Source organism: Paraburkholderia sediminicola (assembly GCF_046026855.1).
Taxonomy (GTDB): domain Bacteria; phylum Pseudomonadota; class Gammaproteobacteria; order Burkholderiales; family Burkholderiaceae; genus Paraburkholderia; species Paraburkholderia sediminicola_A.
Map to the genome: position 1 here is coordinate 1 of NZ_JAQQET010000022.1, position 26,590 is coordinate 26,590.

At 57.5% G+C, this 26,590-nt stretch carries 24 protein-coding genes; 15 read left to right on the forward strand and 9 right to left on the reverse strand.

Features of this window, described 5'->3' with window-relative positions:
• A partial coding sequence (locus tag PQR40_RS23375; RefSeq protein WP_408509949.1) for an autotransporter-associated beta strand repeat-containing protein occupies positions 1-1,782 on the reverse strand: 1,782 nt, incomplete at its 3' end.
• On the opposite strand from PQR40_RS23375, the gene PQR40_RS23380 reads away from it, so the two are divergent.
• Positions 1,760-2,137: a hypothetical protein gene (locus PQR40_RS23380; RefSeq protein WP_408339943.1), complete on the forward strand. Its 378-nt coding sequence runs from the start codon at positions 1,760-1,762 to the stop codon at positions 2,135-2,137. The genes PQR40_RS23375 and PQR40_RS23380 overlap by 23 nt on opposite strands.
• Before the next feature lie 431 nt (positions 2,138-2,568).
• Here PQR40_RS23380 and PQR40_RS23385 read toward each other — a convergent pair whose 3' ends face one another.
• Positions 2,569-3,687 (reverse strand): 4-hydroxyphenylpyruvate dioxygenase family protein, encoded by a 1,119-nt coding sequence (locus tag PQR40_RS23385; RefSeq protein WP_408339944.1) that lies wholly within the window; start codon positions 3,685-3,687, stop codon positions 2,569-2,571.
• 292 nt (positions 3,688-3,979) lie between these two features.
• Positions 3,980-4,978, reverse strand: a complete 999-nt coding sequence (gene pcaQ / locus PQR40_RS23390) for a pca operon transcription factor PcaQ (RefSeq protein WP_408509950.1) — start codon at positions 4,976-4,978, stop codon at positions 3,980-3,982.
• Between the two features lie 107 nt (positions 4,979-5,085).
• Between pcaQ and pcaH the strand changes: the two genes are divergently transcribed.
• Both pcaH and pcaG read left to right on the forward strand, forming a co-directional pair.
• Complete coding sequence (pcaH, locus tag PQR40_RS23395) at positions 5,086-5,790, forward strand: protocatechuate 3,4-dioxygenase subunit beta (RefSeq protein WP_408339946.1); 705 nt, start codon at positions 5,086-5,088, stop codon at positions 5,788-5,790.
• 3 nt (positions 5,791-5,793) lie between these two features.
• Positions 5,794-6,381 (forward strand): protocatechuate 3,4-dioxygenase subunit alpha, encoded by a 588-nt coding sequence (gene pcaG, locus PQR40_RS23400; RefSeq protein WP_408230869.1) that lies wholly within the window; start codon positions 5,794-5,796, stop codon positions 6,379-6,381.
• Between the two features lie 140 nt (positions 6,382-6,521).
• Here pcaG and PQR40_RS23405 read toward each other — a convergent pair whose 3' ends face one another.
• Together PQR40_RS23405 and PQR40_RS23410 are read right to left on the reverse strand one after the other, a co-directional pair.
• Positions 6,522-7,739 carry a serine hydrolase gene (locus PQR40_RS23405; protein WP_408339947.1) on the reverse strand — a complete coding sequence of 406 codons (1,218 nt, stop codon included), beginning with the start codon at positions 7,737-7,739 and terminating at the stop codon, positions 6,522-6,524.
• Positions 7,733-7,996 (reverse strand): H-NS family nucleoid-associated regulatory protein, encoded by a 264-nt coding sequence (locus PQR40_RS23410; RefSeq protein ID WP_408230875.1) that lies wholly within the window; start codon positions 7,994-7,996, stop codon positions 7,733-7,735. The genes PQR40_RS23405 and PQR40_RS23410 overlap by 7 nt, the downstream gene beginning before the upstream one ends.
• Before the next feature lie 462 nt (positions 7,997-8,458).
• On the opposite strand from PQR40_RS23410, the gene PQR40_RS23415 reads away from it, so the two are divergent.
• From PQR40_RS23415 to PQR40_RS23425, 3 genes are all read left to right on the forward strand, one after another.
• Positions 8,459-9,094, forward strand: a complete 636-nt coding sequence (locus PQR40_RS23415; protein WP_408339948.1) for a LysE family translocator — start codon at positions 8,459-8,461, stop codon at positions 9,092-9,094.
• 293 nt (positions 9,095-9,387) lie between these two features.
• The gene (locus PQR40_RS23420; protein ID WP_007178877.1) at positions 9,388-9,591 is read left to right on the forward strand and encodes a cold-shock protein; all 204 of its coding nucleotides are present in this window, start codon (positions 9,388-9,390) and stop codon (positions 9,589-9,591) included.
• Positions 9,592-9,876: 285 nt separating this feature from the next.
• Positions 9,877-10,101, forward strand: coding sequence for a hypothetical protein (locus PQR40_RS23425; protein ID WP_179739291.1), 225 nt, complete (start codon positions 9,877-9,879; stop codon positions 10,099-10,101).
• A gap of 101 nt (positions 10,102-10,202) precedes the next feature.
• On the opposite strand, the gene PQR40_RS23430 is transcribed toward PQR40_RS23425, so the two are convergent.
• Complete coding sequence (locus PQR40_RS23430; RefSeq protein ID WP_408339949.1) at positions 10,203-11,834, reverse strand: acyl-CoA synthetase; 1,632 nt, start codon at positions 11,832-11,834, stop codon at positions 10,203-10,205.
• Between the two features lie 483 nt (positions 11,835-12,317).
• On the opposite strand from PQR40_RS23430, the gene PQR40_RS23435 reads away from it, so the two are divergent.
• Positions 12,318-13,877, forward strand: coding sequence for a methyl-accepting chemotaxis protein (locus PQR40_RS23435; RefSeq protein WP_408339950.1), 1,560 nt, complete (start codon positions 12,318-12,320; stop codon positions 13,875-13,877).
• A 163-nt stretch (positions 13,878-14,040) separates the two neighbouring features.
• Here PQR40_RS23435 and PQR40_RS23440 read toward each other — a convergent pair whose 3' ends face one another.
• From PQR40_RS23440 to PQR40_RS23450, 3 genes are all read right to left on the reverse strand, one after another.
• Positions 14,041-14,394: a transposase gene (locus PQR40_RS23440; protein ID WP_408230887.1), complete on the reverse strand. Its 354-nt coding sequence runs from the start codon at positions 14,392-14,394 to the stop codon at positions 14,041-14,043.
• A 282-nt stretch (positions 14,395-14,676) separates the two neighbouring features.
• Positions 14,677-15,840 (reverse strand): porin, encoded by a 1,164-nt coding sequence (locus PQR40_RS23445; protein ID WP_408230890.1) that lies wholly within the window; start codon positions 15,838-15,840, stop codon positions 14,677-14,679.
• A 1,338-nt stretch (positions 15,841-17,178) separates the two neighbouring features.
• Positions 17,179-17,832: a CheR family methyltransferase gene (locus PQR40_RS23450; RefSeq protein WP_408509951.1), complete on the reverse strand. Its 654-nt coding sequence runs from the start codon at positions 17,830-17,832 to the stop codon at positions 17,179-17,181.
• A 426-nt stretch (positions 17,833-18,258) separates the two neighbouring features.
• Here PQR40_RS23450 and PQR40_RS23455 point away from each other — a divergent pair, with 426 nt between their 5' ends.
• From PQR40_RS23455 to PQR40_RS23490, 8 genes are all read left to right on the forward strand, one after another.
• Positions 18,259-19,173 (forward strand): LysR family transcriptional regulator, encoded by a 915-nt coding sequence (locus PQR40_RS23455; RefSeq protein WP_408230894.1) that lies wholly within the window; start codon positions 18,259-18,261, stop codon positions 19,171-19,173.
• A gap of 70 nt (positions 19,174-19,243) precedes the next feature.
• Positions 19,244-20,470: a CaiB/BaiF CoA transferase family protein gene (locus PQR40_RS23460; protein ID WP_408509952.1), complete on the forward strand. Its 1,227-nt coding sequence runs from the start codon at positions 19,244-19,246 to the stop codon at positions 20,468-20,470.
• A gap of 8 nt (positions 20,471-20,478) precedes the next feature.
• On the forward strand, positions 20,479-21,444 hold the full coding sequence (locus PQR40_RS23465) for a hydroxymethylglutaryl-CoA lyase (RefSeq protein WP_408509953.1): 966 nt from the start codon (positions 20,479-20,481) through the stop codon (positions 21,442-21,444).
• A gap of 1 nt (position 21,445) precedes the next feature.
• Positions 21,446-21,832, forward strand: a complete 387-nt coding sequence (locus tag PQR40_RS23470; protein ID WP_408230903.1) for a VOC family protein — start codon at positions 21,446-21,448, stop codon at positions 21,830-21,832.
• Between the two features lie 5 nt (positions 21,833-21,837).
• Positions 21,838-22,848 carry an SMP-30/gluconolactonase/LRE family protein gene (locus tag PQR40_RS23475; RefSeq protein WP_408509954.1) on the forward strand — a complete coding sequence of 337 codons (1,011 nt, stop codon included), beginning with the start codon at positions 21,838-21,840 and terminating at the stop codon, positions 22,846-22,848.
• Positions 22,849-22,917: 69 nt separating this feature from the next.
• Positions 22,918-24,255, forward strand: a complete 1,338-nt coding sequence (locus tag PQR40_RS23480; RefSeq protein WP_408230909.1) for an MFS transporter — start codon at positions 22,918-22,920, stop codon at positions 24,253-24,255.
• Entirely contained in the window at positions 24,252-25,208 is a 957-nt protein-coding gene (locus PQR40_RS23485; RefSeq protein WP_408392037.1) for a D-2-hydroxyacid dehydrogenase, read from the forward strand. Before PQR40_RS23480 ends, PQR40_RS23485 begins: the two co-directional genes overlap by 4 nt.
• Before the next feature lie 42 nt (positions 25,209-25,250).
• Positions 25,251-26,561 (forward strand): dicarboxylate/amino acid:cation symporter, encoded by a 1,311-nt coding sequence (locus tag PQR40_RS23490; protein WP_408509955.1) that lies wholly within the window; start codon positions 25,251-25,253, stop codon positions 26,559-26,561.
• Positions 26,562-26,590 lie beyond the last annotated feature (29 nt).

Consider the following 26,590-nt stretch of genomic DNA (forward strand, 5'->3'; position numbering starts at 1 on the left):
CGGTGTCGGTGCTGGGGCCGGCGTGGGTGCTGGTGCTGGGGCCGGCGTGGGTGCTGGTGCGGGCGTCGGGGCCGGTGTAGGCGCCGGAGCCGGGACCGGTGCGGGCGTCGGCGCAGGCGGCAAGCTCGAACGCAAATACCAATTACTTTGCGTGCCTGCCGTCACCCCGCCTTGATACAGCGCGTAGGTATAAGCGCCGGCGCTGATGTTATTACCCTGCGCGAAAGCGCCGCCCGCGGTCGTGCCGCCGTTGGTCGCCTGCACCACCTGAATCCCGTTGCCGACAGTAAGGCCACCCGTCCCGCCGACATTGGTAATCCCAAGCGTTGTCGTTCCGCTAGCCCGGCCGCCGCTGATCACAATCTTGTCGGACGGCGAATTGTCCGCACCCAATTGCGTGTTGAGCGCAGCCGTCGCATTCTGCCCGGTGTAGTTCCCCGCGACAGTCAGCGTATTGCCCACGCCACTGCCCGCAATCTGCGCGAGTCCCGCGTTGACCACGTTGCCGTTCACCGTGAAGTTGCCGTTTGGTCCGCTGGCAAAAGCAGCCATCGCATTAGCAACGCTAAGCGTGCCTGCGTTATTGACGTCGCCGGTGACGCTGCCATAGCCACCGAGCGTCGCGCCGGCAGCGACGCTGACGGTCCCACCACCGCCGAGCGCCGCGTTCGGGCTCGATGCGTCGCCCACCGCAAGCGTGCCCGCGCCGACCGTCGTGCCACCGCTGTAGGTGTTCGCGCCGTCAAGCAGTAATGTGCCCGCGCCGGCCTTGGTCAACGCGCCCGTACCGGTGATGTTCTGCGTAATGGTTGACTGGAAGCCCTGAGTGTCGATCGTGCCGCCGCCCGCTGCGATCGCGATCGGTCGCGTGCCTGCCAGATTGAAGCTCGTGCCGAGTTGAAGCGTGCCGCCGTTGAACGTTACGCCGCCCGTCGTCGCGCCGAGCACGTTATCCGCCGATGCCGACAGCACACCTTGCGTGAGCACCGTACCGCCCGAATAGGTATTCCCGCCAGCTGCCGTCGGCGCGAGCGTCAACGTGCCGGCCCCGTCCTTTTCCACCGAGCCGGTACCCGTGATGAGACCCGCGTAGATGCCGTCGACGGTCTGCGTGAATTGCACAAGACCGTTATCGGTGACGGTCGGTGGCAAGCTCTGTGCGGGGGCCTGAAGCACACCAGCCGGATCGACGATTACCTTGCCGGTGTACTGCGAGTTGTTGCCGTTCAACACAAGCGTGCCTTGTTGCACCTCGGCGACCGTCACGCCGACGATCGAGCCGGTGAGCGTCCAGATGCCGCTGTCCTGCTTATAGAGGCTCTGAAAATTCTTGATGCTGCCCGGCAACGATGCCGTTCCGGTGCCGTTAAGCGTAATCACATTGTTGCCGCCACCGCCGTCGAAATTGCCGGTGATGACGGAGCCGGTGTAGAGATGCAACGAATCGCTGCCACCGGCGAAAACCAGATTGCCGATCACCTGGCCGCGGTTTGTGAAATCGACCGAGCCATTCCCGCTTGCGCCAATCACATTGTTTGGCGCCTGAATGATGCCCGTCGCGTTATTGATGACGGTGTTCAAACCTGACGTGTTCTGAAACCAGATCGCCGCCGAATTGACCCCACGGATCGTGCCGTTGTTGACGATCGTATTGCCGCTGCCTTCCGGATTGACCGCTTCGGCTTGCCCCTGGGTGCCCGACGAAATGACCGTCGCGCCCTGCTGCACCGTCAGCGTGCTGTTGTTGCGGAAGTCGATCGTGTTAGCGCCTGTGCTGTACAAGCCGTTGTTCGTCTTTGCGGTGTTCTTGACCAACGCGCCGCTCGATACGGTGATATTGGCGTTGTCGGACACGGCAATCGCCGTTGCGTCGCCGACCACCACCTGGGCATTCGGCCCAATCGTGACGGTCGCGCCGGATGGGTTCGCCGGACCGGTGCCGATGGTCGTCGTCCACGGGGACGGCGCGGTGGTGTCGCAGGTGGTGGTATTGCCGGCGCTGGTGCAGTTCGCAAGCGCCGAAAGCGGCAAGCAGGCGATGACGGCGGAAACCGCCATCGTCGTCGCAGGGAGCGGCAATCCGCGGCGCCGGCGCAAACTGACGGCAACCGCATTAGCGGGCCATGTGTTGACGTGATCAGAAGGAGGTTCGGCGTGCCGCACTATCCATAGGCATCGCATTGCGCTGAAGTCGTCTTCTGATCGCACTTCTCTCTCCTGGTCGTCGGAACGCAAATTGTTTCAACACGATTGCCTACCAGATATTACGAACGGGAGAGTAAACAGCAGATATTACTTTGTCCTTTCTTGTCGTTTTTCTGCGAAATTAATGGAAAATCCAGCTGATTGGAAAGTAGCGGTGAAAGCGCTGTTGACCGCCACCAGAAAGGAATTCATCTTTCATCGCAACATGATTTGATCCCGGATATCGGGACATATTTCAATTGAAATAATCGATATTCTTTATTGCTCACACGAATAGGCTCGTACTTGCAAACGATAATCAGTTAACTGAATAACAAGTAATAGTTACGAATTCCACGGCAGATTTCCGGTCATATATGCCGCTTATCGTGCCTGCGCCAACGCGCTCAAATTACCTTCGCCAAAGCCGTGATGCCCCTGTCGCTGCACGATCTCAAAGAAGATCTCGCCGGCGCCACGTCGCACAAAGGTCTGAAAGAACAGCAGTGGCACGCCGTCGGCGCCGATCTCGCCATCCACCAGAACATGCGTACGCTTGAGCCGCTCGACATCGAGCCCATGACCCGGCAAGCGCGTATCGAGTTGCGCGTAGTAGCGCGGCGGTGGCTCGACGAATTCGACGCCGTTCGCGAGGAGTTGCTCGACGCACGCAAAGATGTCGTCGGTGGCCAGCGCAATGTGCTGCACACCTTCGCCCGGATGATCCGGCAGATACTCGTGCATCAGATTCGTGCGGCGCGTGCCTTCTTCATACAGGGGCACGCGGATCGCGCCGCACGGCGACACCATCACGCGCGATTCCGCCGACACATGCCAGTTCGCGTGCAGCTCGTGAATCTCACGGAAGTTGAGCAGATCGCGATAGAAGTCGAGCCATTCCTGCATCCTGCCCTCGCCGACCGTTTGCGTCAGATGATCGACCGCGATGAGGCCAGTGCCCACGTGATTCAGATCGGCTTGCGCGGTATCGATCTCGATCGGACGGAAGTCGATGTCGAAGATCGAGATGTCGCCAAGGCCGCCGCGCTGGCCACCACGGCCGCGCCAACGGTCGACGAAATAGATGTGCGAGTCGCCAATGCCCTGGATCGCCGGAATCAGCAGTTCGCCCGCGCCAAGCCGCTCTCCTTCGAACGCCCACGCGCCGAGTTCGATTGCGCGGTCGAAGGCGCGCTGCGCGTTGGCCACGCGAATGCCGATTGCGCAGATACCCGCGCCGTATTCCTCCGCGTAGCGCTCGGCGAACGAATCCGGCTCGGCATTGATCAGGAAATGCATCTCGCCCTGGCGATACAGCGTGACGTCTTTGCTGATATGGCGCGCAATCGCCTTGAAGCCGAGTTTCGTGAAGGTCTCACCGAGCGCCTTCGGCTCGCGCGAGGCGAACTCCACGAATTCGAGGCCGGCGGTGCCGAGCGGATTGTGCTCAGGCGCCGACACGGCGCGCAGCGCGGCGTCTGGAGTGGGCAAGTCGCTGGGCATGGCAATCTCCTTGTACAGTCGTTCGTACGCTGTTGCGAATGTTCGTGATGTTTCTGCTGTTCGGTGCAAGCCGTCAATCTTCCGCAGTGTGACACCGCATGCGTGACGTGCCGCAGCAAGGCGGCCCGCGACAGCTTTTGCACCGTGTTTGTACACCGGGTAGCAGGGCGTTCGCAACCTTCATTTTGTACTGGATGGTTCACGCGCGGCGAATCAGGTCGCGGCATGCGTCTCCTGCATATCTCGCGGCTCTCCCATCTCCTGCGATTCCTGCACCGCTGCACGGCATGCGTCAGATTTTGGGCGTATTGCCGCGACTGCGTTTCGATGCACGTTTGGCCGCCGGCTTGCCAGTGGCCGCCGCCATGCGCTGCTGCGCGACCTCGCGTACGGCATCGATAAACGCCCGCCCCACCGGCGACGGCTGCGTGTCCGAACGCCGGATCAACCCCACGGGCTCGCCGGTGCCCGCGAACGGCAAAGGCAGACGCACCAGCATGCCGTGCGCCAACTCATATTCGACTGCACTCAGCGGCACGAACCATACCGCGTCGTTCTCGAGCGTCAACGCGCGCCCCGTCGACACCGACAGCACTTCGACAAACCCTGACAGCGGCGGCACGCCCCACGCGCTCAACAGACTCTCAGCCGATTGCCGGATCAGCGTACCGAATGGCGGCAGCACCACCGGAAAATTCTCCAGCGACGTGGCCGGCAGGCCCGCCCCCAGCGCCAGCGGATGCCCGGCACGCACCACGGCAATCAACGGCTCGCTGAAAAGCTGCTCGAAGCTTAGCCCGATCATCCGTTCCGGGTCCGCCAGGCGCCCGATCGCGAACTCGATCGTGCCGGCCTTCAGGCGTTCGAGCAATTCGGGGTTGGCACCGGTGGCAAGGCGCACGATCACGCGCGGCCAAAGCGGGGCGAACAGTTTCAGCACCGGCGGCACCAGCGCGGCCGCGACGGTCGGCAGAATACCGATTTCCAGCGTGGCCGCCGCCGCGCCTTCCGCGTGCGCCAGCAAATCGACGCCCTGTCGCAACGCACTGACGCAGGCGCTTGCGTGCGGCATGAAGAGTTGCCCCTCGCGTGTCGGCACAGCGCCATGGCGGCCGCGCTCGAATAGCTTCACACCGAGAATCGCTTCCAGTTCAGCGACCGTCTTGGAGACCGCGGGCTGCGTGATGGACAGGCTTTCGGCGGCCCGCTGCACGCCGCCGAACTGGGCGACAGCCAGAAAACACTGGAGATGGCGGAATTTGACGCGGGTGTCCGCGAGGCTGCGTTGCATAACGACAGGTTATACGAAATGAGCGAAAACGTCATTTTGCATAACCTCTCAGGTTAGATAAAGTCGCTTCATAAAGCTATATCCCACAATTCTCGAAGGAGACACTGATGGACGAGTCCTTTCTCACCGCACGCGACTTCGCGTCCCATCCCGCTTACATCTATCCCGGTTACGGGTCCTCGGTCAAACGTGGCCCGACACGCCCGCTGATTCCGCTGAAAGAAAAGCTGCGCGATCAGCGCGTGCCGGTCTACGGCACCGAAGACCTCGGCGCCCTCGATCACGATCTGACGCGCAATGCAGTGCGCAACGGCGAGCCGCTTGGCGAGCGCATCATCGTGACGGGCCGTGTGCTCGATGAAGGTGGCCGTCCGGTGCGCAATACGCTGGTTGAGATCTGGCAAGCCAATGCAGCCGGCCGCTATGTGCACAAGAACGATCAGCACGACGCGCCACTCGACCCGAACTTCCTAGGTGCGGGCCGCTGTATCACCGACAACGAAGGTCGTTACCGCTTTCTGACGATCAAACCGGGCGCTTACCCGTGGGGTAATCACCCGAACGCATGGCGTCCGAACCATATTCATTTTTCGCTGTTCGGCGACCATTTCGGTTCGCGCCTCGTCACGCAGATGTACTTCCCCGGCGACCCGCTGCTGGCCTTCGACCCGATTTTCCAGGGCACACCCGAGCACGCACGCGACCGCCTGATTGCAGGCTTCTCGCTCGATACGACAGAAGAGGCCTATGCGCTCGGCTACGACTTCGACATCGTGCTGCGCGGCCGCAACGAAACCCCGATGGAGCGCTAAGCCATGACAACCCTCAAGCAAACGCCTTCGCAAACGGTTGGACCGTACTTCGCCTACGGTCTGTGCCCGCAGCAATACGACTTCGAATTCAAAAGCCTGTTCACGCCGGTTCTAGCCGACCGCGAAGCGGCCGGCGAACACATCACGATCGTCGGCCAGTTGTTCGACGGCGACGGCAACGTGATCGGCGATGCCATGCTGGAAGTGTCGCAAGTGGACGCGCAGGGCCGCTATCCGGAGTCACGCGAGGAAATCCTGAAGACGGGTTTCCGTGGCTTCGCCCGTGTCGGTACTGGGACGGATCCGCAGAAGCGCTTTGTCGTTGAAACGGTGAAACCCGGCCGCACAAGCCCGGACGAAGCGCCGCATCTGAATGTGATCGTGACAATGCGCGGCATGCTGCTGCACACCTTCACACGCGTCTATTTCGAAGACGAAGCCGAGGCTAACGCACGGGACGCCGTGCTGGCAGCGGTTCCGGCGGACCGGCGTGGCACGCTGATCGCGCGTCGCGAGCCGAATACGGCCAATGTGTACCGGTTCGATATCTATATGCAGGGTGACAAGGAAACCGTGTTTTTCGACCTGTGACGCGGATTTTCTATACTTTCACATAGCTTTCACATACACTGGAGATGATCCGTCAAGCGACTGGATCGCGAAACTCCGAGTAGTTAAGCCCGCCCCGCGCGGGCTTTTTTTTGGTTTTTGCGTCTGCGCGGCAAGGCAGTTCACTTCAGGGAACACTGCAGCCAGCGGCTAATCCTCACGACGTCGGCGATATGATCCCGAGCGCCTGGCGCGCCCAATACGACGATATCGACCGGCCTGCGATGCACCCGCATGCGCACGACAACGCAATGCCCGGCTTCGTTAATAAAGCCCGTCTTCTGAAGCACGATCGACCGATCGCCACCTCTCACCAACGCATTCGAATTGTGATAACTCAGCCGCGCCCGCCCGCCGCCCGGCGCGACAACCTGCGCAGAGTCAGTCGAATAAGCCTTGATCAACGGATATCGGCTGGCCGCCGCAACCAGCAACGACAAATCCCGCGCCGTCGAAACGTTCCGCGGCGACAACCCCGTGCCATTCACGAACGACGTATGCCGCATGCCGAGCGCGCGTGCTTTCGCATTCATCGCCGCAACAAAACCTGGCCGCCCGCCAGCGTAATCGCGGCTGAGTGCCGCCGCAGCGCGATTCTCAGATGACATCAGCGCAATGTGCAACATGTCATGACGCGACAATCTCGACCCGACACTCAACCGGGAGCCGGTGAGCTTGTCGAAATCCTGATCCTGAACGGTGACGTTAAGTGGCGCATTCAGGGCATGCTTTGCATCGAGCGACACCACTGCGGTCATCAGTTTGGATATCGAAGCAATCGGCATGACTCGGTCAGCCTGCTTTTCAGTGAGCACGGTGTGCGTTCGCTCGTCGACGACATAGACGGCTCTGGCGCGGAGCAACGCGCGCGATTTAGGCGTATAACCGCAGCGCGCCAATAAACGAAGCGATGAATGCAAAGATGAGCGGGATGCCGCTGTATGCTGCGCACGACGCGCCGCTGCCGACGCAGTGGGACGCCTCTCGCCGCGCGGGTCTCGTGCATTGCGCGCAGCCTGCCGGCGATGCTTCGTACTGAGCTTGCTGACATGCATTGGCCGCTCTGCAGTCGTCACCTGCTTTCGCTTGTGCGCGATGCGGCGCCGTGTCTTGCCGACGGTTTGTTTTTTCGCTTTGCCGGGGGTTTTCGTTTTCGCTTTGGACGTGGGCCCGGTGGACGGCGTAACGTGCCGGCTCGCGCGAGCGGACAGATGGCGCGCAGGCTCATGGGCCGCACCGAACGACCAGCCGATATTCAGCCACACCAAACCGAACAACACGATGTAGCGGAGCCACGCAGGAAAACGATTAGCAGAAGAAACTGAAGTCACACTTAACAACGGAAATGGTCGATGTTCTGTCCAGCGTAGATTGCGCGCGCGAGCCAATCCGGTTTATCGCCGTAACCGTCCCACGTATTACCGTAGGCGTCGCGATACATCACGGCCCGGGTCGCGGCCTTGTCGGCTTCGATCGCTTCCGCGAGCGCTTCCATCGTAATCCCGTATTCGTCCATGCGTCGGCGGATCCACACGATCAGGCGCTCACGCGCATTCCCGTCGAGGTCGAACAGCCGTTGTTCTTCTCGCTCTTTCATAACGTACCGGTTCGCGGCTGATAATGCTCGCGTTCGAAAAACAAAGGCTTCGCTAAACAACGCGAAGCCTATGCGTGAATCAGATGGCTTGAGTGCAAATCGAACTCACGATGCCTCTCCCGATGCATGACAACTCGCATCTGGAATTCATGTCCAATAAATCCTGGATTGAGGGGAATTCGACGGCAAACGGTTCGGATCGCGCCCGTGATTGGCCTCGGTGTTCCAAGGCTGCTTCAGCGTATGAAAAGTGATTCTAGCATCCAATTTCCGCTGCTTGTAGCAACTGATTGTTTGCCTGCGACGATCAGCTTTCCTGGTCATTCCGATTGCGTTCGGCTCCGGCCCATTCGGTTCCTACTGGTTCTTATTGGTTCCACTAGCGCTGATCGAAAAACAAAATCTCGCCCTCTCATGCTATGTTTCACTGACCCGCATCGCCGCCTTAGGAGACATACAAAAATGCCCGCCTCGACAGCCATCGTCACAATCCTGGCCGCACTGCTGCTCGGTGCCATGAGCCCTGGACCAAGCTTCGTCATTGTCGCCCGCAATGCGATCGGACTCTCCCGTAGCGACGGCCTTGCGACAGCCGTCGGCATGGGAATAGGCGGCGTGTTCTTCAGCGGCATCGCCCTGCTCGGTCTGTACACCTTGCTGGCGACGGTAGAGTGGCTGTACGTCGGCTTGAAAGTGGCAGGTGGCCTTTATCTGATCTACCTTGCGTCGAAGATCTGGCGCGGTGCGGCCAAACCACTGGCGTTCGATGCAACACAAGCCGCCACCGCCAATGTGCGCAAATCTTTCTGGGTCGGTTTGAGCACACAACTCAGCAATCCGAAGACAGCGGTCTACTACGGCAGTATCTTCGCGGCCTTGCTTCCGCAACATCCGCCGCTGTGGTGCTACTTTGCATTGCCCCCTGCGATTTTCGCCATTGAAGCCGGCTGGTACACCGTGGTCGCGTTGTGCTTTTCGAGCAAACGGCCGCGCGAAATCTATCTGCAGTGGAAGGGCTGGATCGATCGCGTCGCCGCAAGCGCCGTTGCCGCGCTTGGATTGCGCCTGATCCTGACGGCACATAAAGTGGGTATCTGAGGCTGAAATCCCGCTTGAACGGCTTGTCGTGCCGCGCGACGCGACAAGCCAGCAACGAGGGCCACATCGTCAAGCCCCCCAGGCTGAGCCATTCGGGCTTGACAAAACAGTTACAAGATAAGTGTTGACGCTTACATGCTCCGGCAGTTACTGTGACGTCCGAAGTTCAAGAAGTTCGATTGCTGTTCATCAATGTCTCGCTCCTCAGCGGTATTCGTTGTCCTCTCCCTCCTTGACCCTTCACGCGCTCCTCAACAGAGCAAATTTTTCTATTTTTTCCTCAAGGATTCTTTATGGATACCGGTACCGTTAAGTGGTTCAACGACAGCAAAGGCTTTGGCTTCATCACCCCGGACAAGGGCGGCGACGACCTGTTCGCGCACTTCTCCGAAATCAGCGGCGACGGCTTCAAGACGCTGGCTGAAAATCAGAAGGTGAGCTTCGAAACGAAGCAAGGCCCGAAGGGTCTGCAAGCGGCTAACATCAAGCCGATGTAAGTTTGAAGGGCTCGGTGTCCGGCAACGGACATCGGGCTGCAGCGACATCCTCGCGGAGCTTTGTCTCCCACAGTTGGCGCGATCGCTTTTAGCTGCATGTGTTGTTCAGCAGCTAGCCCAAGCGCCAAACGCCTCGTTGCACCTCATTCTCCCCTCCGGCTTTAACGCCCTTTTTAGCTTTCCGACTGCGTTTGGATTCGGCTCCAATGGCTTGAATCAGCTCGTCCGTGACCCGCACAACGGCTCGCACGGCAGGCGCGCACTCGAACATTATTAAAATATAAAATGCAAAACAAACATATTCATCATTACAACGGCTATGCCGTCAAACCCTCGGCGCATCGCTTGCCCGACGGTAGCTTTTCATCCAACCTGTTGCTCGAACGCGCTGACAGCGCGCGTACCGAAGGGCGCTACCAGTTCTATTCGCTCGACTATTTCACGAACGAAGAACAGGCACTGCAGCACTCGGCACGCTGGGCACGCCACTGGGTCGACACACGCGGCTAAACGCGAGTCGAACCTGATGCGCGCGGAAACCCCGCGCCGGCATCGCTCAGCACCCCATAGCGCGCCATGAGGCGCGTTAGACCATCACCCTCGCGCGCGGTCTATTCGGTTTCTTCCGCCTTGATCCGCGCGCGCAGTTCGAACTTCTGAATTTTTCCCGTCGACGTCTTCGGCAATTCGCCGAATCGCACCGCTTTTGGCAACTTGTATCCCGCAAGAAACAGCCGGCAGTGCGCGATGATCTCTTCTGCGCTCACCTGAGCGCCTTCCTTGAGCTCGACGAAGGCGCACGGTACCTCACCCCACTTCGGGTCGGCCATCGCCACCACAGCGGCAACCGACACTGCGGGGTGACGGTACAACGTGTCTTCGACCTCGATGCTCGAGATGTTTTCGCCGCCCGATATGATGATGTCCTTGCTGCGATCGCGGATGCGGATATAGCCATCGGGCATCCGCACGCCGAGATCTCCGGTATGGAACCAGCCGCCGCGAAAGGTCGCTTCCGTAGCGCGTTCGTTCTTCAAATACCCTTTCATGCAGATGTTGCCGCGGAACATGATCTCGCCGAGCGTTTCGCCGTCCTCAGGTACTGGCGCGAGCGTGTCCGGGTCGAGCACTGCTATCGCTGCCTGCAGGTGGTAACGCACACCTTGCCGCGCGTTCATTTCTGCGCGTGCGTTGTCGTCGAGCGTTTCCCATTCCTCCTGTTTTGCGCAGACGGCAGCCGGCCCGTAGGTCTCGGTCAGTCCATATACGTGAGTCAGATCGAAACCGATCTCCTTCATCTTGGCAATTACCGCCGGCGCGGGCGCTGCGCCGGCCACCATCGTCGACACACGATGCCTGATACCCTCACGCCACTCGGCGGGCGCATTCGCGAGTGCGCTCTGCACGATCGGCGCGCCACAATAATGCGTGATGCCTTCGCGGCAAATCAGTTCGAACACCGTCTTCGCGTCGAATTTGCGCAAACAGACGTTGACGCCAGCACGCGCGGCAACGGTCCAGGGGAAACACCAGCCGTTGCAGTGAAACAGCGGCAAGGTCCATAGGTAGACCGCATGCTTGGGCATATCCCATTCGAGGATATTGCTGAGCGCATTCAGATAAGCGCCGCGATGGTGGTAGACCACGCCCTTCGGGTCGCCGGTCGTGCCCGAGGTGTAGTTGAGCGCGATAGCGTCCCACTCGTCGCCAGGCAGGGTCCAGGCGAATTCGGGGTCGCCGGTTTGCAGGAACGCTTCGTAGTCGGTCGCGCGGATAAACTTGTCAGCGTCGGCGGGCATCGCATCCGCCACGCTGATCACGCGTAACTCCGGGAATTCCAGCGCCGCGCGGTGCGCCAATTCGCTGTATTCCGTATCGACGATTAACGCCTTCGCCTCGCCATGACGCAACATGAAGAGCAGCGACGACACGTCGAGCCGCGTATTCAGCGTATTGAGCACGGCCCCGGCCATCGGTACGCCGAAATGCGCTTCTATCATAGGAGGAATATTCGGCAGCAGCGCGGCAACCGTGTCGCCACGCTCAATACCGGCCTGCCGCAACGCGCTGGCCAGACGCCGCGCGCGCTCGTAGGTTTCGCGCCAGTTGCGGCGAATCTCACCATGGACGACCGCCAGCCGCTCACCGTAGACTTGCGCTGCGCGTACGATGAAATCGATGGGTGTCAGCGGGACATAATTGGCCTCGCGCCGCTGAAGGCCTTCTTCGAACATGTGCTTCATTGCCTTGTCTCCTGGGGCGCTGCCCGCGCCGTCGCGTTTTCTGATTGATGAGCTAGCGTAGCAACTGTCATGGTGAACTGTCTGTCATTCAAATGACAGAGTGACGCGCCCAGACTCTTCTCAACCGACTTCACACCCGCATACGCCCCACCAGCCGCTTATGGATGACGCTCCGTTCACCGTCCCCGCAGAAACACCCTCGCGTTTGGTCAGGAGCAGATCTAGCGCAAACGCGTGCACCCGGCGGCCTATCGCAGCCTGTCCGCGGTTTCCTGTTATTTTCTGCGGGTTTGGCCCCACTTTCCCCGATTTTCCTCCACGTTTCCCGCTTTTCATCGGCCGCCTCAGGCCAGACGTTCGCGTTCCAGGCAGGGATTTCGGACGCCCGAATAAAGAATCCGCGGCAGCGGCCGTTATGCCGACTATGCAACGCAGATTGCAGATCCTCCCTATTCCGAGTTCAACGTATTGTCGAAACCGATAATGAACCGTCTGACACTGAAACAGAAATTGTGGGTGCCGATACTGCTTTGCTGGGCGGCGCTCCTGATCGTTACCGTTGTGAACGCGTTCGATGCGAGAAACGCTCAAATGGACGCACGGCGCGCGGATCTGGCCGACGTCACCGACATGGCCGTATCGATCGTCGCGGACTATGCGAAACAGGCCGACACGGGCAAGCTCTCGGTCAACGAGGCCAAGCAGCAGGCCATCGCCCGCGTCAACGCGCAACGCTACGGCGCATCGGGCTATGTGACGATCGTGCGCAGCGATTCGGTGATGGTTGCTCATCCAATCAGCCCAAAGCTGAATGGCAAGGACATGAGCGGCTTTCGCGACGCCAAAGGCAACGCGCTGTATCACGACATCGCGCAGGCAGGCGGCTCGGCGGGCGGCGCAGGCTATCTGCGCTACTGGTGGCCCAAACCCGGTGAAACGGCGCCGAGCGAAAAGATCGGCTATGTGAAACGCTTCGGCCCGTGGAACTGGGACTTTATCGCCGGGGCCTATATGGACGACATCCAGGCGCAGTTCTACGCAACCCTCGAACGCTCGGCCGGCATGCTGGTGCTATTGGTCGTGCTGGTGTCGTTCGTGGCCTCGCGCGTGGTACGCAACGTATCGCGCTCGATCGGCGGAGAGCCCTCCACGGCGGCGGCGATTGCAATGCAGATCGCTCGCGGCGATCTCGCCACTCGCATTGACCTGCATCGCGACGACAGCTCAAGCCTGCTGTTCTCGCTGCGCGAGATGCGCAACCAACTCGCTGCGACCGTCGCGCGGATCAAGACCTCCGCCGAGACGATCACAGTCGCCTCGAAAGAGATTGCCGCGGGCAACCTGGATCTGTCGAGCCGCACCGAAGAACAGGCGGCTTCGTTGGAGCAAACCGCCGCCAGCATGGACGAGCTCACCAAGACCGTCACGCAGAACGCCGACAACGCGGCGACCGCGTCGGACCTCGCGGCGGATGCATCGAATATCGCTGCGCGCGGCGGCCAGGTCGTCAACGACGTCGTCGAGAAAATGGCCGGCATCACTGATAGTTCACACAAGATCGGCGAGATCATCAGCGTGATCGAAGGCATCGCGTTTCAGACCAATATCCTGGCGCTGAACGCAGCGGTGGAAGCGGCGCGCGCCGGTGAAGAAGGCCGCGGCTTCGCGGTCGTCGCGGGCGAGGTACGCAATCTTGCGCAGCGTAGCGCGACGGCGGCCAAAGAGATCAAGGTGCTGATCAATCAGTCCGTCGCGCAGGTCGGCGAAGGCTCGGCGCTGGCGGGCAAGGCCGGCAGCACGATCGGCGAGGTAGTCGACGCCGTGCGCCGCGTGACCGCGATCATGAACGAGATCTCGGCGGCCTCGAAAGAGCAGAGCTCGGGCATCGGCGAAGTCAATCTCGCGATCCGCCAGATGGACGACGTGACACAGCGCAATGCCGCGCTAGTCGAGCAGGCAGCGGCCGCGGCAGGTTCACTCGATGAGCAGACTGAACGTCTGCGAAATGCGATTGCAGTGTTCAAGGTCGAACAACATGCGTGATTGAGCAGCGCGCCTGCACTGCCGATAGCTCAACAGGTTAAAAAAGGTCGACATTGAACTGCACTCCAAAAGTTGGACATCGATCCACGCCTTTGGAGCGCAGTTCACATCTGGTTACCAGTGACGGTCCTTTTCTTGCCATGTCGAAACAGTCCTGAGCCTGCTACGCAGTGCGCGGATCGCTCCTGCGAGTGACAGGCCGCGCCAGCATTGCATCAGTGTCGAACAGCGCAAAAGCGACGTTGGCCAGCACACCTGAATTCTTCCAGCGCAGATAGTAGCGATGCGCGGTCTGATAAGGCGCATACCGGTCGGGCATCGCGTGCCACGGTTTGCCCGTGTGTAGTACCCAGAGCACGCTATTCACCACGCAACGGATGTCGATGCTGGGACGGCCGCGCCGAGGCCCATGGTCTTTCATTTCGGGCAGGAGCGGCACGATGCGATGCCATTGCTCGTCGGTGAGATCCTGAATGGCTGGCGAGCGAGCCAGTGGGTTTGAAGCGGGAGTATTCATGCAGTAGGAACGCGCACCTGCAGCACACGTGCTAGCGTCGCCGCGAAAAATAGTGTCTATAACTCAACCGTTTCAGACTACCCCAAGCTCGCTTTCGCGAAAGTCAATTATTGTCAGACCTGTGTGCGCAATTGTCAGAAATCGCAACACGTTTTTGCGCCCATGAATTTTTGCACCAATGGATTAGTGCGCAATGAAGGTGGTGGCCTACTATCCACGCGCCCATAAAAAAAGGTGCCGCGAACGGCACCTTTTTCTACAACAACCAGCTTCTGCTGAAGCTTAGAAGCGGTGACGCAGACCGATCGTAGCAGCCGTCTGGTTCTTCGACGACGACGGCAGTTGCGAATTGTCGCCGCTGTAAATCGAAGCGACACCACCGTCACCCATTGCGTGCTGGTACACGGCTTGAGCGTAGACGTCCGTACGACGCGACAGCGAGTAGTCAGCTTGCAGGCCGATCTGATGGTAACGGGTCTTCATGTCGTTGCCGTCAGCATTGACGCCGTATCCCTTTGCGTCCGTGAACGTGTAAGCAACGCCCAGCGACATAGCCGGCGTCAGGTTGTACTTACCGTTGACTTCGTAGTTGTTCGAACGACCTTGACGTTGGCCAACTGCTGCGCCAACCAGGTTGTCGATACGCGACTGCGTGAATGCAGCACCGACGGTAGCCGGGCCGAACGAGTACGAAGCAGCTGCGCCGAACTCACGTTGACGGAAGTTGCCGGTCATCACGCCGGACGTGTTCGCCAGGACGCCGTCCGAAGAACCGCTGGCGTTTGCAGCCGGGTTGTTCTGCTGTGCGTAAGCAGCACCCAAACGCAGACCTTGGAACTGGTATGCAGCACCAACGCTGTATTCGCGGTTGTTTGCGAATGCGCCAGCCTGGTTCGAGAAGCCGTACGTGCCGCCGAACGTGAAGCCAGCGTAGTTAGCGCTCGAGTACTTGATCGAGTTGTTAACCGACAAGCCGCCGTTCGTGCTCAGATTGTCGTTGTTGAACGGGTGCGCGAAGTACGTACCGCCCCAGCTGCCCGTTGCGGTCAGCGGTGCCAGGTAGTCTTGTGCTGCGTCGTATTGACGACCCAGCGTAACCGTACCGTATTGCGCGCTCGACAGACCGACAAACGCTTGACGGTTGAACATGCCGTTGTTGTTAGCGAACTTGCCGTTGTTGATGTTGAAGCCGCTTTCCAACGTGAAGATTGCCTTCAGACCGCCGCCCAGATCTTCCGAACCGCGCAGACCGAACATGCTTTGGTTGATGCCGCCGCTACCTGCTGCCCACTTTGCGTTGCCGTGGCCGACGCCATTGGCGGGGGCGACATTGCTGGTGTACGTCAGGCCCGCGTCCAGCAGACCATACAGGGTCACGCTGCTTTGTGCGTGAGCGACGGAAGCGAACGATGCGGCAACCGCAACAACAATGAGACTCTTTTTCATGCGTGGGACTCCAGTTCGATAAATTTACGCGGGGAGCGGAACCTGCCTCAGCAGCGCAACCATCACTCGCTGCCGCCCTGTTTGCCGAACCGTTTCCGGATCAGCCGGGCACCCTTTGAACGAAGCGTGAGTGTAGGGGGACACCCTAGTAGCGACGTCGGCAATTTACACAACAGGGTTTTTCAGAATCCGCAACAATCAAATCGGTACAGCTATTAAGTCTTTGTTTTTCAGACATTTATCGCAAAATCAGGACTACGCCACGCCTGCTCTGGACAGAAGTTATTTGCAACATCTCAATATTAAAGTTGTGCGTATGCAACAGCATTTAATATGAATGACGTAATCGGGTCGGAACGTTTAAAAATGAGAGATGTCTGATTGCCCGAAAATCAGGCAATTGCGATAGACACCATTCGACGCGGCGTAAATTTATTTAAGAAAAATTGGAACTTAATTGATTAAATACGGTCGCCGATTTAGCGGCGCTAAATACTCTATGTATAGCGAATCTCTGGATTAGCTGGAATTAAAGAGAGTGACGAATTGCCGCATGGCTTTATCCAGAGAACACGGCATTCAAGGTTCGGTACAGTGGCTTGGCTCGATGCCGGCCCTTCTCTTGAGATCCCCTTGACCGCCGCCCCGTCGTGCTCTCGGTCGGCGTGCTTCGCACCATAGCGAGCAACACGACCGGAATGAATGGCCCCAGAAAAAACCACCGTCAGGCGATTCATGAATCCTGGCTGCTGCTTTGCCGGCAGAGCGCTTGTTCCGCAGAACTCGCGCTGCGGAATAAGTGAAGCCTTCAGCACGGGCGTTGCCCGGAGGTGAACTGCGGCGCCAACCGCCGCGTGACAAAGACCCGTGCTGAAAGCGGACGGCATACATCGAATAGCCTTCCGCATTCATTTAACGGCACAGCCGTGCGCTTTTTTACACGGAGTTTCCCTACTTCCTGGTCGCTGACCTTATGGCTCGTCGCGGGGCCGACGAAGCATTGAGCGAGAGCCGACGCACTGCCCGCCATATCGCCAGGAAGGTCCGTCACTGCACATAATCCAGATACGCTTGTCAACGCGTGACGCCAAGCTACCGCCGCGCAACATGGGCTCTTATCGTTTGGGAAGCCAGTTCAGCTTTCCGCTGCTCGATACCAAAGCCCACCACCAACCGTGGAGGTCGAAGAGGCCAGGCTTCACAAAGGTCGCCTCATTTTCGCGGCCTTTCGTTACCACCAATCGTCCGCATTGATAGATCACCACGTAGTTTTTCGTGGTTTGAATGAATCTAACACCGTCGGAGATCGCCCAATGCCCTTCTCTGCTTGGCGGTGGATCAAACGGAGGCAGGTCTATCCGCCCACTGGCTGCGTCGAATCGGTATCGGTCGTACAGCACGCCAGAATGCTCGTCCTCGATTGTTCTGAGTTTCTCGTGCGCCTGTCCCCGTCGATTCCCTAAACACGGTTCGCAGGTCCAGACGTAGCCCCTTGCGAGCCATGGTGAGGATCTGTCGTGTGAGCACACCTGAGGCTGGTTCTAGAAATTTGCCTGTTCGCGCTGAAAAATAAACGACGTCGCCATCCCGGTTGACGAGCACATGTGGCGGGGCAAAACGTTCAATCACCTGCCCGTCGACCATTTGCCGTACGGCGGCACCTGCAACCGGCGATCTTCGAGGACTCAATTCGGCAGTTTGTCCAGGTCGAATTCCAGCCACCATCAGTGGCAGCCGCAAGTGCGCGCTCGAGTCGGAGCGACGCTGAAAAATCCGATGCTTCTTTTCGATCGGCGTGAACAGATCGTCGAATTGCCCGATGTTTTCAGACGTACCTAAAAATAGATAGCCCCCCGGGCGCAAGGCGTAATGAAACGTCGGAATGACCTGGTTCTGCACCTCGGCGCCAAAGTAAATCAGCAGGTTGCGGCACGACACCAAATCCATGCGCGAGAACGGGGGATCTTTTATCACGCTGTGCGGAGAGAACACGCAAAGGTCCCGGACTTCCTTGGCCACCAGAAAGCTACCGCCATCAGGTATAAAAAGCGCTCACGGCGCTCCGGCGAGACGCCGTCGAGCAGTTGTAGAGGATAACGTGTCGTGAAAAATCGGCCTTGATGGCATTTTCCGCTTTGAGCGAGCCGGCTCGCGACGCGCCACTTAGTCAGCCACCGTCCAGACCCCTCGACGCACCCAACGGATTAAGAATCGACTGATCGGATAGATAGATTTGAATCGACGAGCATGAGATACCGAGAAGGCACCTTACGACCGTCCGGAAGGTATTGTCGGTTTGGTTGCCACATACTTGCATACAATTGAACCCGATCGGGAGGTCACTGCACAGATGACGCCTGAGCTTTATTTCGATTTGTATGCCGCCCAACGAATCTCACTACGGGTCTACCAAAATACATGGCTGCCTCACTTGACCACGACCTGCATTCAATCCGACTGTTTCTTGTAGTAGCGGAGACAGGCAGTCTGACGAAGGCCGCAGACCAGACGTCCCTCACTCTCTCCGCAGTCAGCAAGCGTATTTCAGACCTTGAGCGCCGCATTGACTGCCAGCTACTTGTCCGCATGCCGAGAGGCATCGAGCTCACTGCTGCGGGTCGCGGTTTTATTGTCCACGCAAGGCAAATCGTAGACCGCGTGAACCGGATGGCGCACGAGATGAGTGACTTTGCCAGCGGTGTACGCGGGCATATCCGCGTTTGGGCAAATACCTCAGCGATAATCCAGTTCCTCCCGCAGGACATGCGAAGTTTTCTAAGGTCGAACTCAGCAATAAAAATATCTATCGAAGAGAAACTCAGCGGCGAGATTGTTAAGTCGGTCAACGATGGGAAGGCCGACATTGGGGTTTTTGCGGACAACGTCCCTGCCCCGGGAATTGACAAGGAGGTCTACAGGCAGGATCGTCTTGTCCTTCTAGTGCCGGTTGATCACCCACTTGCGAGTGCGACCGAGGTGGCATTTATCGATACGCTTGACTACGACTACGTCGGGCTCAATGAGGGGAGTTCGTTACTCGCCCGGCTGCTTAATGCGGCTTTTGCGTTCGACCGAATTCTCAATGTGCGCATACAGGTCAGCAGCTTTGACGGGATCTGCCGCATGATCGAGCAAGGTTTGGGTATCGGCATTCTTCCGTTGGGTGCCGTTCGTGCCGAAATCCTAGCCGCGGGATTGAAATCGGTCAGTCTCTCCGATTCTTGGGCACATCGGACGCTATATATCGGAACAAAATCTCGGGAACTCCTCTCGCCCGAGGCCCGCCGTCTGTTTGAGTTTATGACGACTGAGGCCAAATCCAGTAAGGGCTAACCCCCCCTTTCTCTTTCGGAAAGGGTCGTTGAAAAACGATTGATTCTCATCAAACAAGCTTTGTTTCAAGATGAACGAACAAAACGTTCAGCATGGAGACAAAGTGAAGGCGAAGCCCTTGGATGGTGTGCGAGTTCTGGAGATGGGTCAGCTGATTGCCGGCCCATTTGCAAGCAAAATGCTTGCTGAATTCGGCGCCCATGTAATCAAGATTGAGCCGCCTGTCGTAGGGGACCCTTTACGAAAATGGCGACTTCTTCACGACGGAACTTCCGTTTGGTGGGCGGCCCAGTCCCGTAACAAAAACTCTGTCACGCTGGATCTTCGGTCGCCAGAAGGCCAGGATGTCGTTCGACGGCTCGTCCGCGAGACAGACGTTCTCATTGAAAACTTCCGCCCCGGCACCCTCGAAAATTGGGGCCTAGGATGGGAGGAACTACATAAACTCAACCCTCGGTTAATCATGTTGCGCGTTTCGGGATACGGACAAACCGGTCCCTATCGCGATCGGCCAGGCTTTGGCGTTGTCGCAGAAGCAATGGGCGGGTTGCGGCATTTGAGCGGCGAACCAGGTCGAACACCCGTGCGCGTAGGTGTCTCCATTGGTGACTCCCTGTCCGCGCTCCATGGCGTGATTGGAATTTTGCTTGCGCTCAGACACAGGGACCAGAACGGTGGCGACGGGCAAATGATCGATGTTGCCCTGTACGAGTCGGTCTTCAACATGATGGAAAGCTTGCTGCCGGAATATTCCGCATTCGGTGCTATTCGGCAAGCAGCAGGCAGCAGCCTTCCAGGCATTGCTCCAACCAACGCTTACAGGTGTGTAGACGGTAAATATGCACTGATCGCAGGAAACGGCGACAGCATTTTTCGAAGACTGATGCAACTGATAGAGCGTGAGGATCTGGCATCAGATCCCGATCTTGCGCAAAACGATGGTCGCGTAAAAAATGTCGAACGACTCGACGCTGCAATCGGTGAATGGACAGCTAACAGGAGCCTTGATGAGGTGCTTTCAGCACTCAATGAGGCCAAAATCCCTTCGGGCAAAATTTACGACGTCGCTGATATTGCTGTGGATCCGCATTATCGAGCACGAGACATGATCCTTGAGTCCGAGCTGCCCGACGGCACTCCCGTCCAACTGCCAGGAATTGTGCCAAAACTGAGCGCAACACCGGGCACAGTTGAGCGCCCTGCGCCGAACCTAGGTCAGCAGACCGACGAGGTTCTCGAAAGCATTGGAATTGACGCTGCCACGCGTACCGATTGGCGTGAACGCGGAATTATTTGAGGTCAATCATGACAGAAAAGAAGCGCCTATACATTCAAGAAGTAGCAACTCGCGACGGTTTCCAAAACGAAAAGCAATTCGTGGATACCGACGCCAAAATCTCTCTAATCGACGAACTCAGCGAATGCGGCTACGCGAAAATTGAAGTGACTTCGTTCACGTCACCCAAAGCGATTCCGGCATTACGCGATGCTGAGGCAGTAATGCACCGCATCGTTCGTAAAGAGGGCATCGTGTACACGGTGCTCGTTCCAAACGTGCGCGGAGCTGAGCGTGCACTTTCGTGCGGAGTGGACGAGGTCAATCTCGTCATGTCGGTTAGTGAAAGTCATAATCGTACGAATTTGCGCATGAGCCGCGAGCAGTCCTTTGCGCAATTGCGCGATGTGGTCAACGTCGTTAAATCGACTCCTGTTGCAATCAACGTGTCGCTGTCGACATCGATGGGTTGCCCGATGGAAGGTGATATTCCGGCTGGGCATGTGCTTGATTGGATGCAGCGCTTCGCCGATCTCGGTGCACACGGAGTTACATTGTGCGACACCACGGGCATGGCTTATCCGGCGCAAGTCGGTGAATTATGCAGGCTCGCGCGCGAGAGGTTTCCTGCTCTTGAACTAACGCTGCATTTTCACAACACACGCGGTATGGCGCTCGCCAACACGCTGGCGGCTCTTGATGCCGGGGTAGATCGCTTCGACTCTTCATTAGGCGGCTTGGGCGGCTGCCCCTATGCGCCCGGAGCTACAGGTAACGTATGCACGGAAGAGCTGGTGCATATGTTGGAACTTAATGGATATGACACGCACGTTGATTTGCAACGTGCCCTTTCTGCGTCAACGCGTTTGCCAGCGCTGATTGGTCATGACGTGCCAAGTCAGCTGCTCAAGGCGGGGCGTCGTCTTGACCTTCATCCAATGCCGCCGGCGGATGCTGTGCCAGAGCAGCGTGCTTTCGCTAACGAGGGATCTTGACATGAGTATCATCGACCACCTGGACCATCTGGTGCTGACATGCATCGATATCGCGGCTACGAAACGATTCTACACAGAAGTCTTGCAGATGGACCTTCAGACGTTTGGCGAGGGGCGCTACGCATTGCGCTTTGGCAATCAAAAAATCAATCTGCACGAGCGCGGTCACGAATTTGAACCGAAGGCCCATTTGCCGGTGCCCGGTGCGCTCGACCTCTGCTTTATCGCGTCAGTGCCTCTTGATGACGTCATTACACATTTGAAAATGTGTGATTGGCCTATTGAGGAGGGCCCAGTCGGTCGAACCGGTGCGACCCAAAAGATCCGGTCAGTCTATGTAAGGGATCCCGATCTGAATCTTATTGAAATTTCAGAGCTGATCGGATAACGCCCATGCCTGCATATCCTTTGTCGCGTGAATTTCGAGTCTTCTTCGAAGATCTGAAAACTGTCGCTCGAGGCCTTAGTCGACCCGAGTGCGTGCTTTCGCTTGACGATGGCACGCTAATCGCAGCGCATGGGAGCGGCGGTTACTCGGTGGTGTCCGCGACCGGGCAGGTTACGAACTGGCTAATAGAGCCCCCGCCAGAACGAGCTTATGTTCCCAATGGCATAGCACTTGCGCCTGACGGTCAAGTTTTATTTGCAGACCTCGGGGCTGCGGCTGGCGGTCTGTTCGCCCTTGGCAAGCGTGGAACACTAAGTACGGTGCTGGATTCCGTGAATGGCGTCCCGCTTCCGCCCTCTAACTTCCTCTTCATCGACGAACATAACGTTCTTTGGTTCACTGTCAGCACGCGGAAGATCCCGCGCAGCGAGGCATGGAACAATGACGTGAAAGATGGCTTTATCGGTGTAATCGATGCGACGGGCCCCCGTATTATCGCGGATGGTCTTGGCTATACCAATGAAATCGCAGTGTCTCCTGACGGACGATGGCTGTATGCCAATGAGACCTATGCCCAGCGCGTTAGCCGTTTCCCGCTTAAAGGCACGTCAGCCAGGCCTGAGCTTGGGTCGCGCGAAACAGTCACCCAGCTTGACGGCGCCGATCTACCCGACGGGCTCGCGTTCGACGTCCACGGTGGACTATGGTTGACGTGCATCGCGAGCAATCGTGTGTTGTTGGTGCGCCCCGACGGCGAAGTGCAGACGATTCTGTCCGATACTGACGACGACCACGCAGCTCGCATAGCTCTTGGTATTCGCGAGAGAAATCTTAAGCACTCCGATATGCAAACGCCTGGAAAATCGCGCCTAGGTAACGTATCGAGCATCGCATTTGGCGGTGACGATATGCGAACCGCGTATCTAGGCTGCCTTCTAGATGATCAGATCCGATCGTTCGATATTCCCCTATCAGGCTTGGTATTGCCTCATCGGAAAAGAAAACTGGGTCGGTAGTTTTATTTCAATCAACTCGGCCGCAGAGCTAAGTGATCTTTTCGAGAAAACCACGAGTAGGAGACAAGCATGAATAGCATCGAAAGTCGAACGATGCGCAAGATACTGCGCCGCTTCGCCCCCCTCCTGACAATTTGCTTTGTCGTCGCCTTTCTTGATCGCGTCAACGTCGGCTTTGCCGCCTTGACGATGAACAAAGAACTTGGACTCAGCGCGTCAACTTTCGGTCTTGCCGCGGGCTTATTTTTCCTCAGCTACTTCGTGTTCGAAGTGCCATCGAACATGCTGCTCGAGCGCTTCGGGGCTCGCCGTTGGATCGCGCGAATCATGTTCACGTGGGGACTATGCTCCGGCGCAACAGCTTTCGTACAGGGAGAGTGGTCATTTTACGCCATCCGCTTGCTGCTCGGCGCGGCGGAGGCAGGCTTCTTTCCCGGTGTTGTGTTTTTTCTTTCCCTTTGGGTGCCGGCATCCTATAGAGCGCGCGTCATCGGTGGGTTCATGGCTGCAATGCCCCTTGCTAGCGTGATTGGATCGCCGATCTCGGGATACTTGATGAGCCTGCATGGATGGATGGGGCTGAGCGGGTGGCAGATCATGTTCCTGTTGGAAGCAGTGCCGTCGCTGATCCTTGCAGTTATTGTCTGGAACGTTTTGCGGGATTCGCCGAAACAAGCGGAGTGGCTCGAGGATGATGAGCGTCAATGGCTCGAGGCGACGCTTGCGACAGAACGGGCAGCGCTCCCGGCGGTAGTTGATCAAAGCTTGATGAAAATGCTCGGCAATCCGGTCATATTATTCACGGCGCTTGCGTATTTCGGTGTGACTGGATTCAACTATGGGCTGAGTTTTTTCTTACCGCAGATTGTCCGCGTGTTCGACCTGAGCATTCAACAAATCGGTTTTGTTAGCGCCCTGCCCTTTGTAGCCGGCGCGGCAGGCATGATTTTTTGGGGGCGACATTCAGACCGTACCGGTGAACGGCGATATCATCTCTTACTCCCTCTAACGCTTGCTGCGATTGGTCTTGCTGGGTCGACGCTAATTCCAACGCCGATTGGTAAGCTCACGCTTCTTTGCGTCGCAAGCTTTGGCGTCTTTTCAGCGTTGCCAGTGTTTTGGACTGTTGCCCCTCGGCTGCTAGGACCAACGGCGGCAGCAGCGGGTATTGCACTCATCAATTCGCTAGGTAATTTGTCCGGCTTTGTGAATCCGTACGTTGTTGGAAGAATCAAGGATGCGACTGGTAGCTTCAACGGTGGTCTTCAATTTATTGCGGTAGTTGGCGTGCTCGCCGTTGTCATTCTTTTCTTCGTTACCCGCCTCATTGATACGAGGCGAAACGGCCCGGCAAAGAGCGTAATACCGTCAAAAAACGACAACCCTCTTGAGACAACACCCCAATGAACGTCGTTATCCTTGACGCTAACACGCTTCCGGTCCCGGTGCTTCGTCCGTCATGGGCCTCTGCATGGGCGGCTCGCTCGACAACGCGAGCTGACGACGTGGTCGATGCCTTAAGCGATGCCGCGATTGCCATCACGAACAAAGTACCGATTCGGCGAGAAGATTTGGAGCATTTACCTCGCTTACGATTCATCTGTGTCGCGGCGACCGGTTACGACTGCGTGGATATCGAAGCTTGTCGAGAGCGTGGGATTGTTGTGTCGAATGTTCCAGGTTATTCAGCCCAAAGCGTCTCTGAGTGGGTGATTGCATCAATTTTTGCGCTGCGACGTAGCTTGCCTGCTTACCAGGTGCTCGCTCGAGAGGCGTGGGCGCGATCTCCGTCTTTTTGCGTACATGGTGCTCCGATACGGGATATTGCAGGCGCAACGCTTGGAATTTTCGGACGTGGTGCGATCGGCCAAGCTACCGGTCGCCTTGCCGGTGCGCTTGGAATGAACGTGTTGTATGCGGAACGTCGAGATCGTGTTAGCACGCGAGATGGTTTCGTTCCTTTTTATGATGTTTTGCGAGCGGCCGACGTTCTGTCATTGCACTGCCCTTTGACCGAACAAACCCGAAACCTCATCGGCAGGAAGGAGCTGGAGACGCTCAAACCGGGGGCTCTTCTGGTAAATAGCGCACGCGGAGCGCTTATCGACTCCTATGCTTTGATCGACGCGCTTGCGAGCGGCAAGCTTGCCGGTGCCGCGCTGGACGTTTTGCCTGCCGAGCCCCCGGATAGCGATGACCCGGTGCTCAATAGCTCTCATCCCAATTTGATTGTTACGCCACACATAAGTTGGGCCGCGACGAGCGGGTCAATTCGACTCAACGAAGGCATATCGGCGAATTTGAACGCTTTCCACGCTGGCAAGCCCGTCAATCTAGTGCCCTTAGTAAGCCAAGGTTAAGTGACGCCCCCATACGTATAACTTATATAAGTAGGAGACAGCATGAACATGAACACCTCGGCAGCAGGACCCTCTGTCCGCTTGGCTAGCCGCAAGAAGTGGTTTCAACACTTATATGTACAAGTCTTAATCGCGGTTGTGCTCGGCATTCTACTCGGTCACTTCCAGCCTTCTATCGCGGAGTCAATGAAGCCGTTAGGCGACAACTTCCTTAAGCTAATCAAGCTGATGGTTGCGCCATTAATATTCTGCACGGTTGTCCATGGCATCGCGAGCATGCGCGACATTAAATCCGTGGGGCGCGTCGGCTTGAAATCTCTCTTGTATTTTGAGGTAATGACGACGCTTGCGTTAGCTGTAGGACTAATAGCTGTAAACCTCTTCAAACCAGGTAGCGGGATGCACATCGACCCGCGCACCCTCGATGCGTCCGCGATCGCCGCCTATACAAAAGCAGCTCACGAGCAGACCGTCGTCGGCTATCTCTCTCACATTATTCCGTCGACGGTATTTGGTGCTTTTGCGGAAGGCGACATTCTGCAAGTCCTGTTCATTTCCATCATTTTTGCGTTTGGCTTGCAGATGCTAGGTGAGCGCGGAAAAGCGCTTGTCGCCGTGATTGATGCAGGTGCCAATACTTTCTTCAACATGGTGAGAATAGTGATGTATGTCTCACCGATCGGTGCGTTTGGTGCGATTGCATTCACGATTGGAAAGTACGGAATCGTATCGCTCGCCTCGTACGGGCAACTGCTTCTGACTTATTATGTAACCGCCGCATTTTTTGTATTCATTATCCTCGCGATCGTCTGCAAATTCGCAGGCTTCAGTCTTCTAAAATTCCTTCGCTACATCCGGGACGAGCTTTTGATTGTGTTAGGTACCTCGTCGTCTGAATCGGCGTTGCCCCGGCTGATGGCTAAGCTTGAACGCTTGGGTTGTGATAAGTCCGTGGTCGGACTTGTTGTGCCCGCCGGGTATTCATTTAATCTCGACGGAAGTTGTATCAACATGACCGTCCTTGCTATCTTTATCGCCCAAGCGACAGATTCTTATCTTTCAATCGGTAGTCAATTGACGTTGATGTTTGTTTTGCTGCTCACATCAAAGGGCGCAGCGAGCGTTAGCGGTGGTGCTTTTATTGTGCTCGCGGCCACGCTTGGGACGATCCCTGGCATCCCTGTAGCCGGCCTGGTTCTCGTCTTAGGCGTGTACCGTTTCATCTCCGAGGGCGGTGCTATCGTGAACGTTATTGGAAATGGTATTGCAACGATAGTCGTCGCAAAATGGGAGAAAGCGATCGACGAGGATACCTTCAATCGAGAACTCAATATCGGTCCTAGCACGGACTAGTTTAACGCGACGCTTCCTCTGCCGCATCT

Bases quoted from the DNA above. Each gene is read 5' to 3' on its own strand.
- PQR40_RS23460 (WP_408509952.1), top strand. From the start codon at position 19,244: ATGAACGAACAAAACGTTCAGCATGGAGACAAAGTGAAGGCGAAGCCC.
- PQR40_RS23480 (WP_408230909.1), top strand. From the start codon at position 22,918: ATGAATAGCATCGAAAGTCGAACGATGCGCAAGATACTGCGCCGCTTC.
- PQR40_RS23425 (WP_179739291.1), top strand. From the start codon at position 9,877: ATGCAAAACAAACATATTCATCATTACAACGGCTATGCCGTCAAACCC.
- PQR40_RS23485 (WP_408392037.1), top strand. From the start codon at position 24,252: ATGAACGTCGTTATCCTTGACGCTAACACGCTTCCGGTCCCGGTGCTT.
- PQR40_RS23455 (WP_408230894.1), top strand. From the start codon at position 18,259: ATGGCTGCCTCACTTGACCACGACCTGCATTCAATCCGACTGTTTCTT.
- PQR40_RS23475 (WP_408509954.1), top strand. From the start codon at position 21,838: ATGCCTGCATATCCTTTGTCGCGTGAATTTCGAGTCTTCTTCGAAGAT.
- PQR40_RS23490 (WP_408509955.1), top strand. From the start codon at position 25,251: ATGAACATGAACACCTCGGCAGCAGGACCCTCTGTCCGCTTGGCTAGC.
- PQR40_RS23465 (WP_408509953.1), top strand. From the start codon at position 20,479: ATGACAGAAAAGAAGCGCCTATACATTCAAGAAGTAGCAACTCGCGAC.
- PQR40_RS23410 (WP_408230875.1), bottom strand. From the start codon at position 7,996: ATGAAAGAGCGAGAAGAACAACGGCTGTTCGACCTCGACGGGAATGCG.
- PQR40_RS23470 (WP_408230903.1), top strand. From the start codon at position 21,446: ATGAGTATCATCGACCACCTGGACCATCTGGTGCTGACATGCATCGAT.
- pcaG (WP_408230869.1), top strand. From the start codon at position 5,794: ATGACAACCCTCAAGCAAACGCCTTCGCAAACGGTTGGACCGTACTTC.
- PQR40_RS23420 (WP_007178877.1), top strand. From the start codon at position 9,388: ATGGATACCGGTACCGTTAAGTGGTTCAACGACAGCAAAGGCTTTGGC.
- pcaQ (WP_408509950.1), bottom strand. From the start codon at position 4,978: ATGCAACGCAGCCTCGCGGACACCCGCGTCAAATTCCGCCATCTCCAG.
- PQR40_RS23385 (WP_408339944.1), bottom strand. From the start codon at position 3,687: ATGCCCAGCGACTTGCCCACTCCAGACGCCGCGCTGCGCGCCGTGTCG.
- PQR40_RS23415 (WP_408339948.1), top strand. From the start codon at position 8,459: ATGCCCGCCTCGACAGCCATCGTCACAATCCTGGCCGCACTGCTGCTC.
- PQR40_RS23430 (WP_408339949.1), bottom strand. From the start codon at position 11,834: ATGAAGCACATGTTCGAAGAAGGCCTTCAGCGGCGCGAGGCCAATTAT.
- PQR40_RS23435 (WP_408339950.1), top strand. From the start codon at position 12,318: ATGAACCGTCTGACACTGAAACAGAAATTGTGGGTGCCGATACTGCTT.
- pcaH (WP_408339946.1), top strand. From the start codon at position 5,086: ATGGACGAGTCCTTTCTCACCGCACGCGACTTCGCGTCCCATCCCGCT.
- PQR40_RS23440 (WP_408230887.1), bottom strand. From the start codon at position 14,394: ATGAATACTCCCGCTTCAAACCCACTGGCTCGCTCGCCAGCCATTCAG.
- PQR40_RS23445 (WP_408230890.1), bottom strand. From the start codon at position 15,840: ATGAAAAAGAGTCTCATTGTTGTTGCGGTTGCCGCATCGTTCGCTTCC.